General features: G+C 43.7%; 16 protein-coding genes. 7 read left to right on the forward strand and 9 right to left on the reverse strand.

The window, feature by feature from the left end:
- Positions 1-60: 60 nt before the first annotated feature.
- Positions 61-558, reverse strand: coding sequence for a GNAT family N-acetyltransferase (locus tag FM037_RS17115; RefSeq protein ID WP_144046969.1), 498 nt, complete (start codon positions 556-558; stop codon positions 61-63).
- 231 nt (positions 559-789) lie between these two features.
- On the opposite strand from FM037_RS17115, the gene FM037_RS17120 reads away from it, so the two are divergent.
- From FM037_RS17120 to FM037_RS17135, 4 genes are all read left to right on the forward strand, one after another.
- Positions 790-1,425, forward strand: a complete 636-nt coding sequence (locus FM037_RS17120; RefSeq protein ID WP_144046970.1) for a DUF938 domain-containing protein — start codon at positions 790-792, stop codon at positions 1,423-1,425.
- A 411-nt stretch (positions 1,426-1,836) separates the two neighbouring features.
- A complete protein-coding gene (locus tag FM037_RS17125; protein WP_144046971.1) occupies positions 1,837-3,234 on the forward strand; it encodes a tryptophanase in 1,398 nt (465 codons plus the stop codon).
- A gap of 134 nt (positions 3,235-3,368) precedes the next feature.
- Positions 3,369-4,643, forward strand: coding sequence for an aromatic amino acid transport family protein (locus FM037_RS17130; RefSeq protein WP_144046972.1), 1,275 nt, complete (start codon positions 3,369-3,371; stop codon positions 4,641-4,643).
- Between the two features lie 4 nt (positions 4,644-4,647).
- Complete coding sequence (locus FM037_RS17135; RefSeq protein WP_144046973.1) at positions 4,648-5,835, forward strand: carbohydrate porin; 1,188 nt, start codon at positions 4,648-4,650, stop codon at positions 5,833-5,835.
- A 136-nt stretch (positions 5,836-5,971) separates the two neighbouring features.
- Here FM037_RS17135 and FM037_RS17140 read toward each other — a convergent pair whose 3' ends face one another.
- The 5 genes from FM037_RS17140 to FM037_RS17160 all read right to left on the reverse strand — a co-directional run bounded on the left by FM037_RS17140 (position 5,972) and on the right by FM037_RS17160 (position 12,052).
- Entirely contained in the window at positions 5,972-7,243 is a 1,272-nt protein-coding gene (locus FM037_RS17140) for an ATP-binding protein (protein ID WP_144046974.1), read from the reverse strand.
- 2 nt (positions 7,244-7,245) lie between these two features.
- On the reverse strand, positions 7,246-7,944 hold the full coding sequence (locus FM037_RS17145) for a response regulator transcription factor (protein ID WP_144046975.1): 699 nt from the start codon (positions 7,942-7,944) through the stop codon (positions 7,246-7,248).
- A gap of 84 nt (positions 7,945-8,028) precedes the next feature.
- Positions 8,029-8,415 (reverse strand): hypothetical protein, encoded by a 387-nt coding sequence (locus FM037_RS17150; RefSeq protein WP_144046976.1) that lies wholly within the window; start codon positions 8,413-8,415, stop codon positions 8,029-8,031.
- Complete coding sequence (locus tag FM037_RS17155) at positions 8,412-11,012, reverse strand: reprolysin-like metallopeptidase (RefSeq protein ID WP_144049008.1); 2,601 nt, start codon at positions 11,010-11,012, stop codon at positions 8,412-8,414. The genes FM037_RS17150 and FM037_RS17155 overlap by 4 nt, the downstream gene beginning before the upstream one ends.
- A gap of 119 nt (positions 11,013-11,131) precedes the next feature.
- Positions 11,132-12,052: a LysR family transcriptional regulator gene (locus FM037_RS17160; protein WP_229380927.1), complete on the reverse strand. Its 921-nt coding sequence runs from the start codon at positions 12,050-12,052 to the stop codon at positions 11,132-11,134.
- A 152-nt stretch (positions 12,053-12,204) separates the two neighbouring features.
- On the opposite strand from FM037_RS17160, the gene FM037_RS17165 reads away from it, so the two are divergent.
- The 3 genes from FM037_RS17165 (at position 12,205) to FM037_RS17175 (ending at position 14,904) form a co-directional block, all read left to right on the forward strand.
- Entirely contained in the window at positions 12,205-12,477 is a 273-nt protein-coding gene (locus FM037_RS17165; RefSeq protein WP_227993336.1) for a putative quinol monooxygenase, read from the forward strand.
- Positions 12,478-12,502: 25 nt separating this feature from the next.
- A complete protein-coding gene (locus tag FM037_RS17170) occupies positions 12,503-12,733 on the forward strand; it encodes a DUF2798 domain-containing protein (RefSeq protein WP_144046978.1) in 231 nt (76 codons plus the stop codon).
- Between the two features lie 230 nt (positions 12,734-12,963).
- Positions 12,964-14,904 (forward strand): alpha/beta hydrolase family protein, encoded by a 1,941-nt coding sequence (locus FM037_RS17175; protein WP_144046979.1) that lies wholly within the window; start codon positions 12,964-12,966, stop codon positions 14,902-14,904.
- A gap of 183 nt (positions 14,905-15,087) precedes the next feature.
- Here the strand turns inward: FM037_RS17175 and FM037_RS17180 are convergent, their stop codons facing one another.
- From FM037_RS17180 to FM037_RS17190, 3 genes are all read right to left on the reverse strand, one after another.
- Positions 15,088-17,100 carry a methyl-accepting chemotaxis protein gene (locus tag FM037_RS17180; protein WP_144046980.1) on the reverse strand — a complete coding sequence of 671 codons (2,013 nt, stop codon included), beginning with the start codon at positions 17,098-17,100 and terminating at the stop codon, positions 15,088-15,090.
- A 178-nt stretch (positions 17,101-17,278) separates the two neighbouring features.
- A complete protein-coding gene (locus FM037_RS17185) occupies positions 17,279-18,142 on the reverse strand; it encodes an AraC family transcriptional regulator (protein WP_229380928.1) in 864 nt (287 codons plus the stop codon).
- A gap of 49 nt (positions 18,143-18,191) precedes the next feature.
- Complete coding sequence (locus FM037_RS17190) at positions 18,192-18,722, reverse strand: YbhB/YbcL family Raf kinase inhibitor-like protein (protein ID WP_144046982.1); 531 nt, start codon at positions 18,720-18,722, stop codon at positions 18,192-18,194.
- Positions 18,723-18,871: the final 149 nt, after the last annotated feature.

The following is an 18,871-nucleotide window of genomic DNA, read 5'->3' on the forward strand; positions in this document are numbered from 1 at the left end:
CACTATCTCAGTGTCTTGCAAAATATTCAGACATCTTGTTCCTCTTTATTTAGCGACTCTTTATTTAACCAGATAGAGGCAATCTTCCAGCCCTATCGACTCTGGATATTGCGTTTCCTCAAAGCCAAGGCTCAGATAAAGGTTTAGAGCAGGTAAGTTATGACTTAGGACAAACAAGGATAGGTTGCCGGGCTTAGCTGCAATCCCTAAGTGCTGGCAAGCTAACTCACTCAAGAGCGCTATTAAGATATGGCTGATTTTCTGATTTTCAAACCTTCCCGACAAACATCTCTTACCGCGAAAGGCTGGCGCTATGACCAGGCGGCCCAGATGACATTTGTCATTACGGCGGTAACACTGGCCAAACCCGGCTAACTGACCATCATGAGTGATTAGAGAATATGAGATTAAATCGTCTAGCTTAAGATCTTCGATAAAGCTTGCATCGGTGAAAGGAAAACGAAAACCAGGTCCAGCCCAATTTTTCAGTGCTGCCTCATCGGTAAACCAGGTCATCATCTGCTGCACCTGATCTCTGTCAACATTGAACAGCTTCATCTTTAATCCCTTTAACCCATTTGGACACTTCTTTGACACCTTTATACCGATTGATATTAATGCCAAAACGTAAACCACTATCACAAAATAACAGACACAAAAGTGTTTGCGAAACTAGCATTCCAAGATACAGTATTCTCTAATATTTAAGTAAACTATTTCTCTGTTTACATTTCATTTATTTACGAATTAGTTGTAACTAAATACTCTATCTGTGTAAGGTTTATATCTATGTCTTTAGTACCATTTTCTCAAGCATGCGAAAATAACAAGGCCCCGATACTCGAAGTCATAAGTCAAGTTTTCTCAACATCTAAGTGCGTACTAGAGATAGGCACAGGTACCGGCCAGCATGCTGTGCATTTTGCTCAAGCTCTGCCCCATCTGACTTGGCAAACCAGCGATCAGGTTTGCTATCTCGACGGCATTAACGCACAACTTAAGCAGGCACGCTCGCTAGGCGATCAAAACACAGATCCCATCGCAAATATCCAAAGTCCGTTAATACTTGACGTGACTCAGCCCTGGCCACTTGCGAGTCATCAAACAGAAATTGATGGTATTTTTACCGCTAACACCTTGCATATCATGGCAAAGGATATGGTCGAAGCCTTCTTTATTGGCGTAGGTAAACATCTGCGTACCCAAGGTAATCTGTGTATTTATGGCCCGTTCAATTACGCCGATAACTACACCAGCGAGAGTAATGCCAGATTCGATACCTGGCTAGCGCAGCAGGATCCGAGAAGCGCCATACGAGACATTGAATGGATAGTTCAACTTGCAGAAACTCAAGGACTACGCTTAATTGAAGATCATACAATGCCTGCTAATAATCGATTACTGCATTTTGAAAAAAATAAATGACTAATAGCTTATCTCTAGGTTCATTTCAGAGGTATTTATTTTTACATTAAAGATAATTTCCATTCAATCGAAATTTAAATTAGCAGTTTTTTAACGACAGTTTAAAAATAAAATTTTTTTAATATTATAAGGTTACCTTACAAAGAACGACATCCTTTACTTAAATACCACGATGTGTATAATTAATGACCACCCGAATCATTTGGAGAGGATAATATGACAATACTCAATTCACCATTATTCACTCCTCAAGATTTAAATATATTCGTTCCCATCTCTGCGGCCATTCTATTCTGTTGGTTTACCCAAGATCCAAAGATAAAACTTAACTTTGTCAGCAGCCCACACACTCTCTGATTTTAAAAAAATATTTTCCATATATTTACTTTATTAAATTAGAGAGTTAATACTATGTTTAATTTACCCCAACCTTATAAAATTAAGGCTGTAGAGCCTATTAGTTTGCTCACTGAAAAAGAGCGATTTCAAGCACTGACTGATATAGGTTTTAACCCTTTTCTATTGAGAAGCGAGCAGGTTTTTATCGATCTGCTAACTGACTCCGGCACAGGCTCCATGAGTAACCAGCAATGGGCAGCCATCATGCGTGGAGATGAATCCTATGCTGGCAGCTCAAGTTATTATGCATTGGAAGCAGCTGTCACGGATATTTTTGACTATCGATATACTATTCCAACGCACCAGGGACGAGGCGCCGAACAAATACTTTTTCCGGTTTTAATCAAAGAAATGAAAGAAAAACGAGGCGGTAAAGAGCCAGTGTTTATCTCTAATTACCACTTTGATACCACCGCGGCCCATGTTGAACTTAATGGAGCAAAAGCTATCAATGTCGTCATCGAAGATGCGTACAACGCCAGTGCTTTTCACCGATGGAAAGGCAACTTTGATGTCGATTTATTACAGAATAATATTGAACATTATGGGGCCGAAAACATAGCGGCGATCATCATGACAATCACTTGCAATAGTATGGGTGGACAACCAGTCTCTATGGATAATATGGCCGAAGTCTATGCCATAGCCAAATTAAACAACATTCCGGTTGTTATTGATGCTGCACGCTTTGCTGAAAATGCATGGTTTATCAAAGAACGTGATCCAGAATATTTTAATATCGATATCGATGAGATTGTTAAAACCATGTTCCGCTACGGAGACATGTTTACCATGTCTGCCAAGAAAGATGCCATGGTCAACATTGGCGGGCTATGCTGCTTCAAAAATAGGATAGATCTCTACCAGCAAACTCAGGTGCTTTGTATTCCGATGGAAGGATTTGCCACTTATGGTGGTTTAGCAGGCAGAGACATGGAAGCCATGGCGGTAGGACTCTATGAAGCAATAGATTATTCCTACCTAACAGCACGGATAAGTCAGGTCTCCTTACTCAGTGAAAGACTAGCTGAAGCGGGCATCCCAGTTCAAAGCCCCAATGGCGGGCATGCTGTGTTCATTGATGCCAAAGCCTTCCTGCCTCACATTCCCGCTCATCAGTTTCCTGGGCACGCACTCGCTATTGCCCTATATCTGGAAGGGGGTATCCGCAGCGCTGAAATCGGCTCCTTACTACTTGGAAGAGATCCTGAAACTGGTAAGCAAAAAGACTCACCAACCGAACTTCTCAGACTCGCTATCCCTAGGCGAGTTTACACCAATGAACACATAGAGTATGTGGTCAATGTCTTCGCTAAGTTGATAGAGAAAAAATCAGAGATCCCAGGCTATACATTCACTGTTGAGCCGCCTGTTCTGAGGCACTTCCTCGCACAATTCACTCCCGTTTAAACATTATCAAGACCAGCCATGCCATTCATTAAATAATGAATGGCATGGCTATTTAATTGATGATGTTTACCCGAGTCTATCTCGGCGCAATATGAGGTCATCATCATAAACTAATTACTATAGGTTACTTAGTTATGGAATATTCTAATAATAAACTCTCGCTTATATACGGTGCAGCCGTAGTCGTCAGCACAGCTGTCGGTGTAGGTATGATGAGCCTACCAATTGTCAGTATCGGCATGTGGTTTCTCCTCAGTGTCGCGGTCGTGGTGCTGACTGCAATATATATGCTCGCCGCTGGCTCATTGTTACTAGAAGTGAATATGAACTACCCCGTTGGGACTGGGTTTCATTCAATGATAAAAGATTGCATGGGGAACAAACCCACATATTTCAATGATGCCATGATGATATTTAATGGCTTCATTTTATTATATGCTTATATTACCGCCGGAACAGACACAATCAAAGTTTACAGTGAAATTCTAGTTGGGTTTGAAATAAACTCAACATTATCAGCCTTGTTATTCACTGCTGTTTTAGGCGTTATAATCTGTTGCAAACCCATTATTATCAGCAAGATTTCATGTTCATTAATATTTATTATGTTATGTACTTTTGCTTATCTTCTTATAGACCTTGGTAATACAGTAGAATTAAGCAATATTATCGATAAGGAGCAATCACTATTCGATAGCACTATCCCACTCTTGCCCTATGTCATATTAACCCTCCCCTTCTTTATGGCGGCAGCAGGTTACCAACAAATAATCCCCATGCTAAGAAACTTATATAAAAACAAGCCAGAGCGTGTCATGAAAAGCATTTTTCTTGGACTATCAATTGTGAGTGTTTTCTATATTTTATGGATGTTCGTCATTATGGGAAACCAAAGCCAAAATGACATGATTGCTAAAGTGAATGCTGGTAATACCAATATTGAAGGCATTGTTTCGCTGATAGGTCATAACAGTGGTGAGCTTAATGCCCTGCTGTTTTTCTTTGTACAAGTGGCGGTGATCACCTCTTTTATCGGTGTGGCAAAAGGCTTACTTGATTACCTGTCAGACATCATGATTAATCAATGGGGCTTATCCGATCGCTATCCACGATTATTAGTGCTGGCGCCCCCACTTTTATGTTCATTAATGTTCCCTAACGGATTTCTTATCGCCATCGGCTTTGCCGGATTAGCTGGGGCGATTTGGGGAGGGATCTTTCCAGCAATACTCGCGCAGATCAGTCGAAAAAAACACGCTAGCAATGGATATGTCACCTTCGGCGGCAAGATGACCCCTTGGTTCACATTGGCCTACAGCATGTTAATCATCTGCTCTATGCTGCTGTCCTCTTTTGAGCTGTTACCCACCATGCCACAACTTCAAGAATCGATGACATTAAAGGATTAATATCATGAAGCGTACTAATATCCCCGTACATTTTTGTTTTGCTTGGCTGACCATACTTGTCGCCATTATTCCTCCAACAAGTCAGCCTATTGCAAAAGAATATCCTGACATTGAGTTGCCCATTACACCTGTAACGCCACAAGCTAATTCTGTCGTCGATATCGATGCCGATTACCTGACTTATGTCACTGGAGCAACCGAAACCCAATCAAATAAAAATTCCAATGCTGCCGGAGGCATCATAAGGCTGATGGTTGACTGGACGCTGATTGAAAACAAGCAAAACGACACTGGTAAATATGTCTTAAAAGTAGAACATCGTCATAGATACACAGACACTAGCCCTAAAGCATTTGTCATCGACAATGTCGGAGCCGTTGGACTCATACAGCCCATCCTTAGTGATCAAGGCTTGCGTTTAACCAACCTGTATTGGAAGCAGCAGTTTAACCAGAATGATACCGAGTTATTAATCGGTTTTCTTGATACCACCGACTACATTGACACCTATGCATTAGGCAACCCCTGGAATGGATTTTCCAATTTCATCTTCAGCACAGGTGCAGGCACGATTGCAATGCCCGATGAAGCTACATTTGGGATATCGGTTAGGCACATGTTTAACGAGGAATTATATGGCTTAGCCAGTCTCTCCGATGGTAATGCCGATTCCAGTCACCCTTTTGAAGCTTTTAGCAAAATTTTTGATGAGCAGGCGCTTTTTAGTTCACTGGAACTGGGTTGGATTGAATCATTAGATCAATTTTATACCCGTAATCTTCATCTTATTGCTTGGCAACTCGATGGCGGCACCCGCCACAGCACACAGGACAGTCAAGGCATCAATTTATCAGCCACCTATATGATTGAACGATGGATCCCTTTCTTACGCGCAGGCTACGCTGAGGGAGATGCCAGTTTGCTCTCAAGCTCTGTAACCGCTGGGGTAGGTTTCGTTGGATTAGGCACAGGACAAGACTCCCTTAATCTTGCCCTTGGTTGGGGCAAGCCCAATAAAGCCTTGTTCGGTACGCAATTTGATGACCAATACACGGGCGAACTTTTTTACAAATACCGCCTTAATGCTCACCTCACGTTCAGCCCTAATATTCAATACCTCCATACTTTACCGTTGACCCCTGAGGCAGATAATTCATGGGTATGGGGGTTAAGAGTTCATTTCACGTTATAAAAACAGGTATTATTTTACAGCCCCTCATTGTTATTCTGCCCTTTAAAATGGCAGAGTAACAATGAGATCAATGGAGCACTACCACAGAGATCACAGCCATACAATTAATCAATAAATTTGGATACATTTTCAATATTTAGCCTAACTTGATAATAAAATCAGCGCCACCGATCACCGCATCCTCGACCGAAATACTGCCCTTATGTTTATGGATAATCGACTGCACTATGGCAAGACCTAGCCCATATCCTCCGGAATCTCTGGAGCGACTCGGGTCTAAACGGGTAAAAGGCTCAAATATTTGATTTTTCTTACCCGGAGCTAGCCCGGTTCCGTCATCTTGAATGCTTATCAGAAGATAAGTATTGTCGCTTTTGACTGAAATGAGGCACTTAGAGTAAGCGAAGCGTCCCGCATTTCTCAGAATATTGGATAGCGCGATAACCATTAATTTTATGTCACATTTAACAGGGTAATGGGTTTCATCATCGAAGATAAACTGAATGTTGGGATAGAAACTCTGTACTTTATCGATTGAAATTTCCACTAACTCTTTAACACTCGTTAGGCTCAATTCAATTTCGGCCCCATCATGCTGAAGCCGAGAATATCTCAGTACCTGTTTGACCAGCTCATCGAGCTCTTTAATCGAACGCTCAAGTTGTCCATTTAGTTGCAAGCGCTTATCCACATCAGCCTCTTCGAGCAACTCTAAGGCGAACTCCATTCGAGCTAGCGGGCTTCTGAATTCATGGGCTATCCCATGGAGGAGATCTCTTTGTGTGATAAGCAGCTGATCGAGTTCATTGGATTTTTGCCGATTAGTTCTCGACATCAATTCAGCTTGAGAGATCAATGAGTCGATATTAATCGGCTCATTGGAAGGGCAAGTATCTCCAAAGAGTGATTCACTGAGACGTCTCAGTGCCTTGATATCTTGATAATGAAGTAAACTGACGGTAATGATGGCCATAAATAAGGCAAATAACCAGGTGAATATCTCTGGTGCATAGGCCAGAGTCACGTCATAAAATGGACCCGCTGTTATCCCATATTGTTTCGACACAGGGTAATAGACAAGCCCCATCTCAAGATCGATAATGCCGTTAGTGCCTATAGGAGAAACAAGTTGCTCTAAGGTTTCTTCGTTGAAATTATCTGCATTTAGTTTATCAATAAATACCGGAACACCAAGATCATCAGAAAGAGACGCCACTTGGTGATGCCATAGTTTAGGCTTGGTATTATCGACACTGTTTTTGATCTGAGTCCGATATTGCAACAGATCATTATTAAATGTTCTCAGGGCTAGTCTATCTACTGCATCATAAATAAAAGCCTGACTCAGCAAGGCAGCAATAATGAAACTGATGAATAAAGCTGTCGCCGATCGCAGTATTCTAGTCATTTTTATCTCGCAAGTAAGTACCCTTTATTTCTAATCGTCTGGATAATATTTCCGGCTCCACTATGTAGTTTTAACTTATTTCTCAACCTGGAGATGCGTAGATCGATAGAGCGCTCAATACCGTCATATTCAAAATTAAAAATGGTCTTATGTAAGGCTTCTCGACTGACGATCTCTCCGCAATGAATCGCAAGCTGCAGCAAGACATCGTATTCGGCGCCAGTAAGCTCGATCACTTGATTATCAACCATGAGTGTTCTGTGGCCGGGGTTGAGCACAAAACTTTGATTACCAAACGGGATACTTTCTAATTCCTGCCGTTTCTTATGCTTCTCAAGATGCCTGAGTTGAGCTCTAATATGTGCCAGCAAGACTCTAGGTTTAACCGGTTTTGCCAGATAGTCATCTGCCCCGACTTCGAGACCTGTCACTTCATCGATATCATCATCCAGTGCAGTCAACATGATAATCGAGCCATGGTAGTCATCTCTTATCTGTTTACATATGGTGAGTCCATCAACATGAGGAAGCATAAGATCCAGTATGACTATATGAGGCGCTTGTTCGAGTATCTGCGCGGCGGCGTTGAGGCCGTCATTAAGGACATTGACTCTATATCCATTTTGAACAAGATAATCACGGATAAGGTTGCATAGTTCGATATCATCGTCGATAACGAGTACGGATAGTTTTTGTTTCATTTCAGAACTTTGTCTCATATTGACATAAGTCCTATACGGCTACGGGACTTATGCCATTGGCTAATATACCAAGCTTAATACTTGTTATTGATTATGGTCTTGTTCAATCAGTAACTTTTTACACTTTTCGAATATAACCTGATTATAAGATGTCATAAAGTCTATGAGATATTTACGTTTATCCCTCTGCTCCTCAGTGGAAATAACGTCTCCGGTTTCGATCATATACTGAACTCCACATAATGCCTTAGCCTGCTGATTATCATTCATTGAAATCCCAGGCAGAGTCATTCTTCTCCCTGTCGTCGCATAGAGTCTATAGTCACCGAGAAGCTCAGCTTCCTTGACAGCCTCAGCCACCTTAATCTGCACTGGGTCCATCTCCAACTGAGACTGGTTCTCACAACCACAGAGTTGAATCATGGCCATCAAAGATATCACCATAGACATAAGAGGCTTTATCTTATTCATCCAAGCCACCTTTTCATTCTACGCCCTGCCAATAAGGGCATTAATATCAATAACCAGAAGTCCAGGCTGCCACCAGATGATTTCTTATCACTCTCGCCTCCGATGGCCTTTACTGTGATTGTCACAATCCCATCGGCGGAAGCTTTCTCCGAGTCTTGCACTGTATAGGTTATGGTGTCGCTCCCAGAGAATCCGGCGGCAGGCGTGTAACTTAACTTGTTGTTGATAATAGTGACGCTTCCCTTGCCGGTATAATTAACGCTGACAAGACTCAGTTGCTTGTTTTTATCTACATCTAAATCATTACTCAAAGGGTCGATAATATTTTTGCTCGAATCTTGCGCTACACTGGCTACATCGTTCACGGCTTCGGGGGCATCATTTACAGCTGTGACACTGATGATGACAGAGAAGGCCTCGCTCTTAATATCACCTTTATGACCAGTCACAAGTACAGATATCTCACCATTAAAATCAGCCTTAGGCGTGATAGTATCGCCGTTAACCTGATAGTTACTCCCCGTTTGCAAGCTAATGCTACTTGCTACAAGCCCTTGGTAATTGAACATATCCGCCGTTACCTTCAATTTTTCATCTTCATCGATAGAAAGCGGCGCTTTCAGTCCAGAGATGGTAATTTTTTCATCGGCTGCACCTGAGGAAATTGAAAAATTTCCGCTGTTAATAGCAAAGAAGATGTTATCTGCACAACTCAGTCTTATGCGGGCTTTATCCGAACTGATTTGTGACAGCTTGACCTCATAACTACCGTTATTATCGACCCCAAGCGCCAGGTCGGTCTCGAAACTGATACCCGCATCGGTCGACAACTGGATATTCACTTTAGTACAGGAAATTGGCGCAACCTGAGTGTTAGCAACATTCCAAGTGACTACTTGGGTATTATTAGACCAAGAGGATCCTGACGCGGGCTCAATAACAGAAAATGCCTGATTGGTATCGATAACGCTGACTTTCATCGAGTCTCGCGATAAACCTTTTTTGCCATCTCTCACGACTAAACGAAAATTAAGTTCACGAGTGGTCTTGGGATACGTTTCACCTATGGTGAGTTTATTGAGCAATATATCTTCGAGTCTTGGAAACGTGCGACTCGGCTGGCTACTTGGACTCCATACCCTAAATAGTGGGCGCTTACCGTCATCGATTTGCTCTGAAAGACTGGCACTAGCTGGGCCTAAGTCATACTGTTGCCAGTCATAAGATAAGTTGTCACCATCGACATCGCTTGCACTACCAGTCAACACAAAGGGGGTACTGGCCGGAATGACATAATCTTTACCCGCATCCACTGTGGGGCTTGAGTTGGTTATGCTAGTGATCTGGCCACAACTTCCTCCACTCCCTGTCGTGATATGAGTTTTGATGACATCGATTGAATGTGAATGGAAATAAGCATTAGAGTTATTCTGTAAGTTCTGTTGCCCGCAAATACCGGCATAACCCATCACAGTCGATCCACTGCCAGGTTCATAGGCGCTGGTATCGGCACGATTGCCATCGCAAGAGTCCGATAAGCCATTAAACGTATGATCGGCGCCAAATTGATGCCCTAACTCATGGGCAACATAATCGATATTAAATGCATCACCTGTCGGACTACCACTACCTGTTACCCCATCTCCTTTTGAATTCACATCACAGATCACGCCAAAACCAGCTAAACCACCTCCCCCGGTATTAACAACGTGGCCGACATCATAACTGCCACTGCCTATGGCTTGATCTATGATCCCCGTATTCGCTTCACCGTCTGCATCTGTATTAGCGAAGGGATCGGTCTCAGGATCAACGAAAATAAGTGCGTCATTATTAGCGACTAGCTCTAACTTCACCGCTAGATCGGCTTGATAAACATCGTTGACTCGATTGAGCATGGTGATAACAGCGGCAAGGCCTTGCTCTTTCGTTCCGCCATGAAATTGGGTGTACTCACCCGTAGCCGAGATGGCAATACGATAGGTTTTTAATTGAGTCGCCTGACCTTGGCTATTATTGGTCACCTCCCTTCTAACATGATTCAATAATGTATCTTGTCCCTTACCTCTATGTTTAGGCGCTTGTCTTCTTGGCATATTGCTAAGATCTAAAGGGATAGCATCTTTTCTAAAGTAACTGATATAGCGGGCATCATTACCTCGATATTGAGGGTCGATATAGACAGTTTCGTCTCCGAATCGAAACAGGCCATGAAATCCCTGAGGAGTAATATCGAAACGACCATGATTATCCGGATTTCCGAGTTCAAAACCACTGAAGGTTTTTATATTGGGGTATTTCTCACTAAGCTCGCTAGCAACTATGTCTGCAGGCTTTAACTTAAAGTCTGCAAAACTACCATCGGGCAGAGGTAATGTCACAACAACACTCTCATCCACTGACAGCAAAATCTGATTTAATGCAGCAATATTCGTTGTTAGCTGATGACTCAAGCGTGCCTGGCTATTGATCTTTCCTCCATCAGTCTTAGCTGCTACCTTGTGCCAATCATTAAACTGGCTCGATGATAGTCCTTGTGCAATCACAGATTGTGAAGCTAGAGCACATAGACTCAAAATCGATATTATTTTTTTCATAGGGACCCCCTTTAACAATGAGAGCCACCACCTTAATGTAAAACACTTGTTAACTTCCTTGGCAAATTGTAGCGTTTACCCCCAAATAGATACAAACGGATACAAAGCATGTTTGCCGTCTAATTCGGTTTGTTTAAAATCATCCCCTGAGTCTGCAACACCTCATCTTTATCAATATAGTCCTGCATAAAATCACGTAAACACTTGGCTTTGGCACTCAAGAGTCTGCCACTAGGCCAGACGGCGTATAGCTCTCGCTTAGGACCTGACCAATCTATGAGTACCTGCACTAAATTGCCATCATGCAAATCTTGGTACACTTCGCTGATAGGCAACAAGGCAATACCTATCCCATCACAAGCCCACTGACTGGCCATCTTAATATCATTAACAAAAGTATTGATACTAGGTGTGAGCTCCACCTCATTGCCGGTGACTCTATGGGTCAGTGTCCATACGGGAATACTATTTACCCCTATGATCCTATGCTTGAAAAGTTCGTCCAATTGAGCTGGCGCCGCATGATTGTTCAGATAGTCTGTCGAAGCGACAAGAACAGTTGGAATGAAACCCAATCCCTTCTGATACAACTGAGAATCTTTTTGCGGTCCGATCCTCAGAGCGATGTCGGCCTGAACCACCAAAATATCTTGATTGGCATTATTCAAACTGAGATCCAGCTGAATATCGGGATAGGACTTGATAAACGATGACCACATGGGCTGCAGTAATCCGGTGGATATATTGGTCGGTGCCAGCACTTTCAACTTGCCACTGAGCAAGTGTAGGTCTGCTGAGAGGCTACGTTGTGTGGCTTCAAATGTCTGTACTAACTCATAGAATGCCTGGTAATACACCTCACCTTCCGCCGTCAGAGAAAACTGACGGGCGGATCTATGTATCAACTTACATCCAATAGAAGTTTCGAGTTTTTGCAGGCGACGGGTCACTGTGGCGGCGGGCAGTCGTAACTGCTTCGCCGCGATAGCTAAGCCTCGCGACTGAACGATATGGATATAGAGCGCTATGTCATCTAACATGATTTCATAAATGGAATTTATAATTGAATTGTTACGTATATTTATAATAAACGAAACCATATAAGCTCGTCTAACTTTCTCAATAAACATCTACTCATCACATAAGCGTCATTAGTTCATAATCAAAAATGAGTAGTCAATCTGGAGGCAACATGGGTCAATTATGGATAAATGCGGGTCTGGTTACAGAAGCTGGCTTAGATACAGATCAAGTCAAGCAGGCACTGCACGCATTGTCAGAAGCGACAGCAAAAGAAGTTGGTTGTTTAAAATTTGAAGTGCTGCAGCATCAAGACAATCCGTCTCACTTTACCCTTTGGGAACACTGGGTAAACAGTGATGCACTGAGCGCACACTTTGAGGCCGAACATACGCTGGCTTATCTTGCTCGTAATCTGACTAAAGTGACCTATATCGAAAACTAACCATGGTCACTGACAAGGAGGCACGATGAAACAACGCATCGTATTTTCACTATTAATGTCCTTTGTATTGTCCCTGCTGATGACCCTCTGGATAACCTGGATTAACTTAGGATTAGCGCCAAACTTTCTCTGGTTATGGGCAAAGGCCTTCATATTGGCATGGCCCGCAGCCGCGACCATCTCCTTCCTATTTGCCCCTAAGGTGCATAATTTATCTGAAAAAATAGTCAGAAAATGGTTAAAACCGGCCGGATAAACGGCTGTAAATACAGAATCGAACATCTGTATTTACAGCACAAAAAGGAATTTATATGAATGTTCAACGCATCAAGTATTCCTAGTCTGACGGCCTAGTTTGTATTGCAGACTAGCAGGCCAAATATAAGGGTTCTTTTGGTTACCAAGCATATAAATATTCACATGTCTTGAACATTAAAAAACATGATCGTATACTTTATCCATAAAGGGATTTAATTTGGTAAGAACATGAAAAAAATAAAGTATCTGCTAATCACTCTCGCATGCGCGCTAAATCTTAATACTATTGCAATGGCCGCTTCTATACCGATAGAGTCATTTAGCTCCCTCCCCTTGCTAGAGTCACCTCAGATCTCCCCGGATGGTAAATCTATGGTGTCAATATACAACACGGCTAAGGGGCCTATGGTGGTGCAATCTCAGTTCCCAAGCAATAAGCTCACCGCGTTGGCGCAACTGAAAAAAGCAAAAGATAGAGTCGACTTTGTACGTTGGTCCGGTAATAAACATGTCATTATTGGCACCAGTTACCCGGATAACTATCGCGGAAGCTATAGCAGGGTCTCTAGGATCTACTCCATAGACACAGAAACCAAGAAAGCCAGGGAATTAACCCACAGGCGACTCAGAAAAGATCCCTGGCATAAACTGCAATCATATTCTTTAGTTTCGACTTTAAAGAATGATCACCAACACATCCTTATCAGCACATACGATACCAGAGACAAGGGGTATAGCCTCTTTAAGGTAGATCTGACCGATGGTAGTTTCGACAAATACTTGGCAAATACCTACGACATTGACTCCTGGTTTGCCGATCACGACGGCACTGTTCGCTTGGGTATTGGCATAAAAAAACAAGAAGGACTCTTTGATGACAAGGGTCACTTTATTACCATCTGGTATAGAAAAACTGCCGATGATAAGTTTAAAAAACTACATCATAAACAGTACGGTAAAGGCGATACATTTACCGTATTGGGACTAACAAAAAATGCCACTAAAGCCTACGTACTCAGTGACCGTGAGACCAGACGTCAAAGTCTGTGGCTATTCGATATTGCATCGGGTAAATTTGAAAAGAAAATATTTGGCCATGAAAAATACGATTTAGATAGCGGGATCAGCGACTCAGATGGCGAGCTTATCGGCGTCACTTGGTCAGATGATTTTCAGCAACGCTACTACTTCAAAGATAAAGATAGGCAAGTATTCGACACGGTGAAGGCATCACTGGAGGATTATCAGGTGTTTATTGCCAGTAAGAGCCGTGACAATACCAAGGTATTAGCTTACGCCATCCAAGATAACTCACCGGGTAAATACTTCTGGTTCGATCTCAGTACTAATAAGGGCGGCATCTGGTTCTCGCAATACCCTAAATTGGAAAATAAGCCACTGGCCTCGGTTCAAGCCATAGAATTTTTGGCATCCGATGGGAAAAAAATTCCTGGATACCTAACCATGCCCATTAATTTGCAGCCCAATAGCAAGCCTCCTTTGGTGGTATTACCCCATGGCGGCCCCCATAGCCGTGACTACCGATATTTCGATCCTCTGGTACAACTTATCGCCCATGAAGGTTACGCAGTACTGCAGATCAATTTTCGAGGCTCGAGCGGTTTCGGTACAGACTTTGAAACCTCCGGCTATTATCAATGGGGCCGGCGCATGCAGCAAGATGTTATGGATGGCGTAGACTGGCTTAACAAACAAAACCTGGTTAATGGAGATGCCTGTATCGTCGGAGGGAGTTATGGGGGCTATGTGGCCCTCACCGCCGCCGTTCAAACCAATCAGGCCTTTAAGTGCTTCGTCAGCATAGCCGGGATAAGCGACCTCGAAGAGATGATCGATGATGAAGAAAGAGCTGACACTTATGTTGCCAATATTGTCGACCCGGCTGACAGCGACGCTAAGAAAGCCCTCGCCGACGTATCCGCCATCAACCATCTAGATAAGATAAAAGCCCCTATTTTACTTATTCATGGTACTAAGGACACACGAGTCAACTTTCAACAATCCAGTGATTTTTACAGCAAGGCAAAGAGTAAGGGATTGAATGTTAGATATATCGAGTTAAAAAATGGTACCCATTTTCTGGATAATCCAGATAACAGGAAGGTCGCCTACGGTGAAATTAGTGCATTCTTGAATAAGTATTTATGACGTTAGCATCGCCAAGCTGACTTATTCAAAATCACTAGCTAAGAGTAAAGAGTATTATACGCTGGGCTTGATGACACTAATTTCTAGAGCCATCAAGCCCAACTATTTTCCCAGCTAAAATGACGAGCTGTCTCATAAATAGAGTTAACGAAGAAATACAAATCATATTAACTTATCACCATTTCAAAGCTTAAACCCCTCTATCTGCGCGGCTAGCTTTCTGGCATCTTCTGCCAGACTGATACAGATCTCAGATGCGCCTTGAGCCGATGTGAGTGCCTCGTCTGCGCCTTGGCCGATAGCGAGAGTCTTGGTGTCTATTTGTATGGTGGCGATGCGCTGCTCGGCGACGGCATGGGCGATCTCTTGAGTGACCCCGACAATTTCCTCCATATTCGTGGTGAGCTGAGCCATGCTTTGACTCACTTCCTTGGCCAGTAATACGCCTTTATCAGCCTGGCTGGTGCCTGACTCCATGGCGCTGACCGCTTGCTTTACCCCGGCTTGTACTTGCTCAATCATGGATTGGATCTCTTGGGTCGATGTTTGAGTGCGACTGGCTAAAGTTCGCACCTCATCGGCCACCACGGCAAAGCCCCTGCCCTGCTCTCCGGCTCTGGCTGCTTCAATCGCAGCATTGAGTGCCAGCAAGTTAGTTTGATCGGCAATTGAACGGATCACATCCACCACATTACCTATTTCACTGGTATGTTCGGCCAACAGATTGATCACCTCAGATCCAGTGGTAACTTCTTTGGCGATATGATCTATTCCTTCGACGGTGTCTAAGATGACAACTTGCCCTTGTGTCACCGCCTGCTGAGCATTCGCGGTGATATTGGTCGCCTCCCCCATGCTTGCTTCGACGCTGTTTACCGACACTAATACCTGACCAATTGCGCTAGCAACATGGTGGGTTTCTTCCTGCTGCGCGGCTAACGTAGCCTCCATACTTTTAGTCACCTCAAGCATGGTACCACTGGCAACAACCACCTGCTCACTCAAGGTTTGTACCTCAGTGATCAAACTGCGGATACTGACAAGCATACGATTAAATGCGCTGGCGATGTGAGAAAACTCATCTCCGCCTTTGCCGGATATGCTGGTATGTGAAAGCCTGACCTCTTTGCTAAGATCACCTTTCGAAACCAGATCAACGATAGATTCTATCTCCCGCACATTAACCACGATAGCTTGGTAAATAACGAGAAGCGCATACAGGCTGCCGATCACCACTAAGCCTACTATGGCTATCAACCAAAACATCACCAGCGTTTTATCACTTTCACGACTCGTTAAGGTGTCTGCTAGCGCTCGGTGGCTTTGCACCAACACTAAGGTAATTCGTTGTGCTTGTTCCTGAGTTTGCTGTTTAAATGCCGGCTCAGTTATCTCTAAGTTATCCGGAATAATCAGCTTGTCGTTCACCAATTGAATAAATTCTTCTATCCCTAGGTGCATCTCCTCAATATTCCTGATAAGCGAGCCGATACTGTCATCATTTTCCTGCATGGCTAATCTGCCCAGGGTCTTCTCACTGCTCTGTAACAACTCTGACAAGCGGTTATTGAGCGCCACCAGCCGAGTATAAGTATCTTGAGTAAAGCCAGCAGAAGCTAATACCTGCTTTGATACGCTTGCGACTCTGGCGCTGAAATCACTTAACTCTGAGAGTCGTGAAAGATATATCTCAGCAAGATAGAAACCCCTTGGGTCTACGTCCAATGACAGACCCGTTTCTGCGCCTATACTCTCTTTGAGATCTTGTAGCTGATCGGCAATAAAATCAATATCAGCGGCAGAAACACGCTGCTTATCAGACTCCCCAGCGGCTTGACCCATAGCGAGTATATTTTGTGATAAAAGACCCACAGACAGAGGGGCCGCTGAGGCATAGATATCACTCTGACGGGACACTTGCTCGAGGCCTTCGGCTAAGCTAGTTAGCCCACTTATCTGTCCACGACCTCCGGCTCTAAGATGGCTAAGCTTTTCATCCACACTCGCCAGCCCTTGAACAAAGGCCAGGCCAGTGAGCTCACGCTCTACCCTCTTTACCTCTTGAAACTGAAGTTGAACAATATAGGCGGCACCTATGGAGAGAGGTAACAGGGTTGCGATGGCTAATAGAGTAAATTTCTTTTTAAAACTCAGTTTATTGGCCAAGCTCATCCCGAAAGAAAGGAGTGCAGACATTGGGAAGAATCCATTCAAAAAGTGATAGTATATTTTAGACCAGAACAGGGAAGGTTTTATTACAAAGAAGTAACACTCAGCTCAACTCAGGCGACGAAGACCAAACGGTATTCGTCGCCTTACTGCTGGCCTAAGCATGGTAATTAAAGCATGACAATGTCATGAAGCAGGAACAGGGCTATCCCCTAACCGTCTTCATATAGTGTTTTGGGCTAACACCAAATTGTTGGCGAAAGCGTTGGGAGAAACGCGACTCCGACTGATAACCACAGAGCAGGGCTAAGTCGACCTGTCGGTAATTTTTCTTCTGCATCAAACTCAAACCATGGAGCATACGCACTTCGGCCAGCACCTCCCTGAACGAAGTGCCCTCCAGGGCCAGATGACGCGTCAGTGTCGACTTACTCATGGAAAAAAGCTTACAGACTTGCTCAATGTGATGTTCGGCTCCAGGACTCTGGGCCAGATAACGGCTAAGTCTCTGCCGCAATGATTGCGGATCGCCGGGAAACAGCTTGTCCAAGCAGCCCGCTTCCATGAGTTGCTGATAGAAGCCATTTAGGTAGTAACTTTGTACCTGAGTGCTTAAATCCTGCCCCTGCATGCTCAATAACAGCTCTAAGGCAAAGCAGAGTTGACTATTCGCGCTTAACTTAGGCGACTGAGCCTGAGAAAATTCATGATATGCCGATGACAGGACCGCTCTCGCCTCCCCCTTGTTTCCTCTGTGCTTATTTTCTTTCCTGTTTCCTTTGCTATATCCAACTTCAATCTCATCCATCAACTCTTGGCTTGGTGGCTGCAAAAATGATACCTGCACCGAGCTGAACTGCTGATGATGGGGCTCATTGATAAAAGTGAGCTGACTACCCGCCGCGGCGATCAACCAGTCGCCGCCACCAATATGAAGTGACTCTTCATGCCAGCTCATGAGTTTACGGCCTTGTTTGATCGCAAAAATACTCGGGCTATGCACAGGTACATTACGCAGTGCCTGTGGTGCTATGCCCTGATAATGACTCACCAAGATCACTTTTTTCATCACATCAGCCCTCGAGTATAAATACAGGCGTTAACAACAAACACCGCAACTAGCGCACATAAGTGGCCGTCAACACAGCTTTCTCAATCACCATACTATTGAGGGTGAAACCCACTACCGCGGGCGAAATGTCAGCAGGCAGATCTATCTTAGCTTTCGGCAACGCCCACACGGTGAACTGATATCTGTGCATGCCATCACCCTTAGGCGGACATGCACCGCCAAAGCCGGGTTTACCAAAATCAGTGCGAGTCTCTAATCCCACTGATGCCTTACCCGATGCGCCCCGTGGCAAGCTGAGTGTGGACACGGGAATATTTAATACCGTCCAGTGCCACCAACCACTTTCAGTTGGTGCATCAGGATCATAAGCCGTGATAGCGAAGCTCTTAGTACCGGGCGGCACCTTAATCCAGGAAAGCTGGGGAGAGAGATTACCGCCATTACAGCCCATACCGGAAAATTCAAACGTCTTGCCCATAAGCTGGCCTTCTTTGATATCTTGACTCGATATCTCCATGGCCGAGGCGGATATGCCGATAAATGCGGCCATGATGGGTAATAGATTGATGACTTTCATAACTGATCCCTTAAGTAAATAGAAGCTATAGAATAGCCCTTACCCGGGAAAATACTTAACCATAAAGTTCATTTATTACCATAATTATCGACAACATGACACTTTGAGTCATAAAATAACAAAAGTAGATTTTCGCCCATAAAAAAAGC

This window comes from Shewanella psychropiezotolerans (assembly GCF_007197555.1).
Lineage (GTDB): Bacteria > Pseudomonadota > Gammaproteobacteria > Enterobacterales > Shewanellaceae > Shewanella > Shewanella psychropiezotolerans.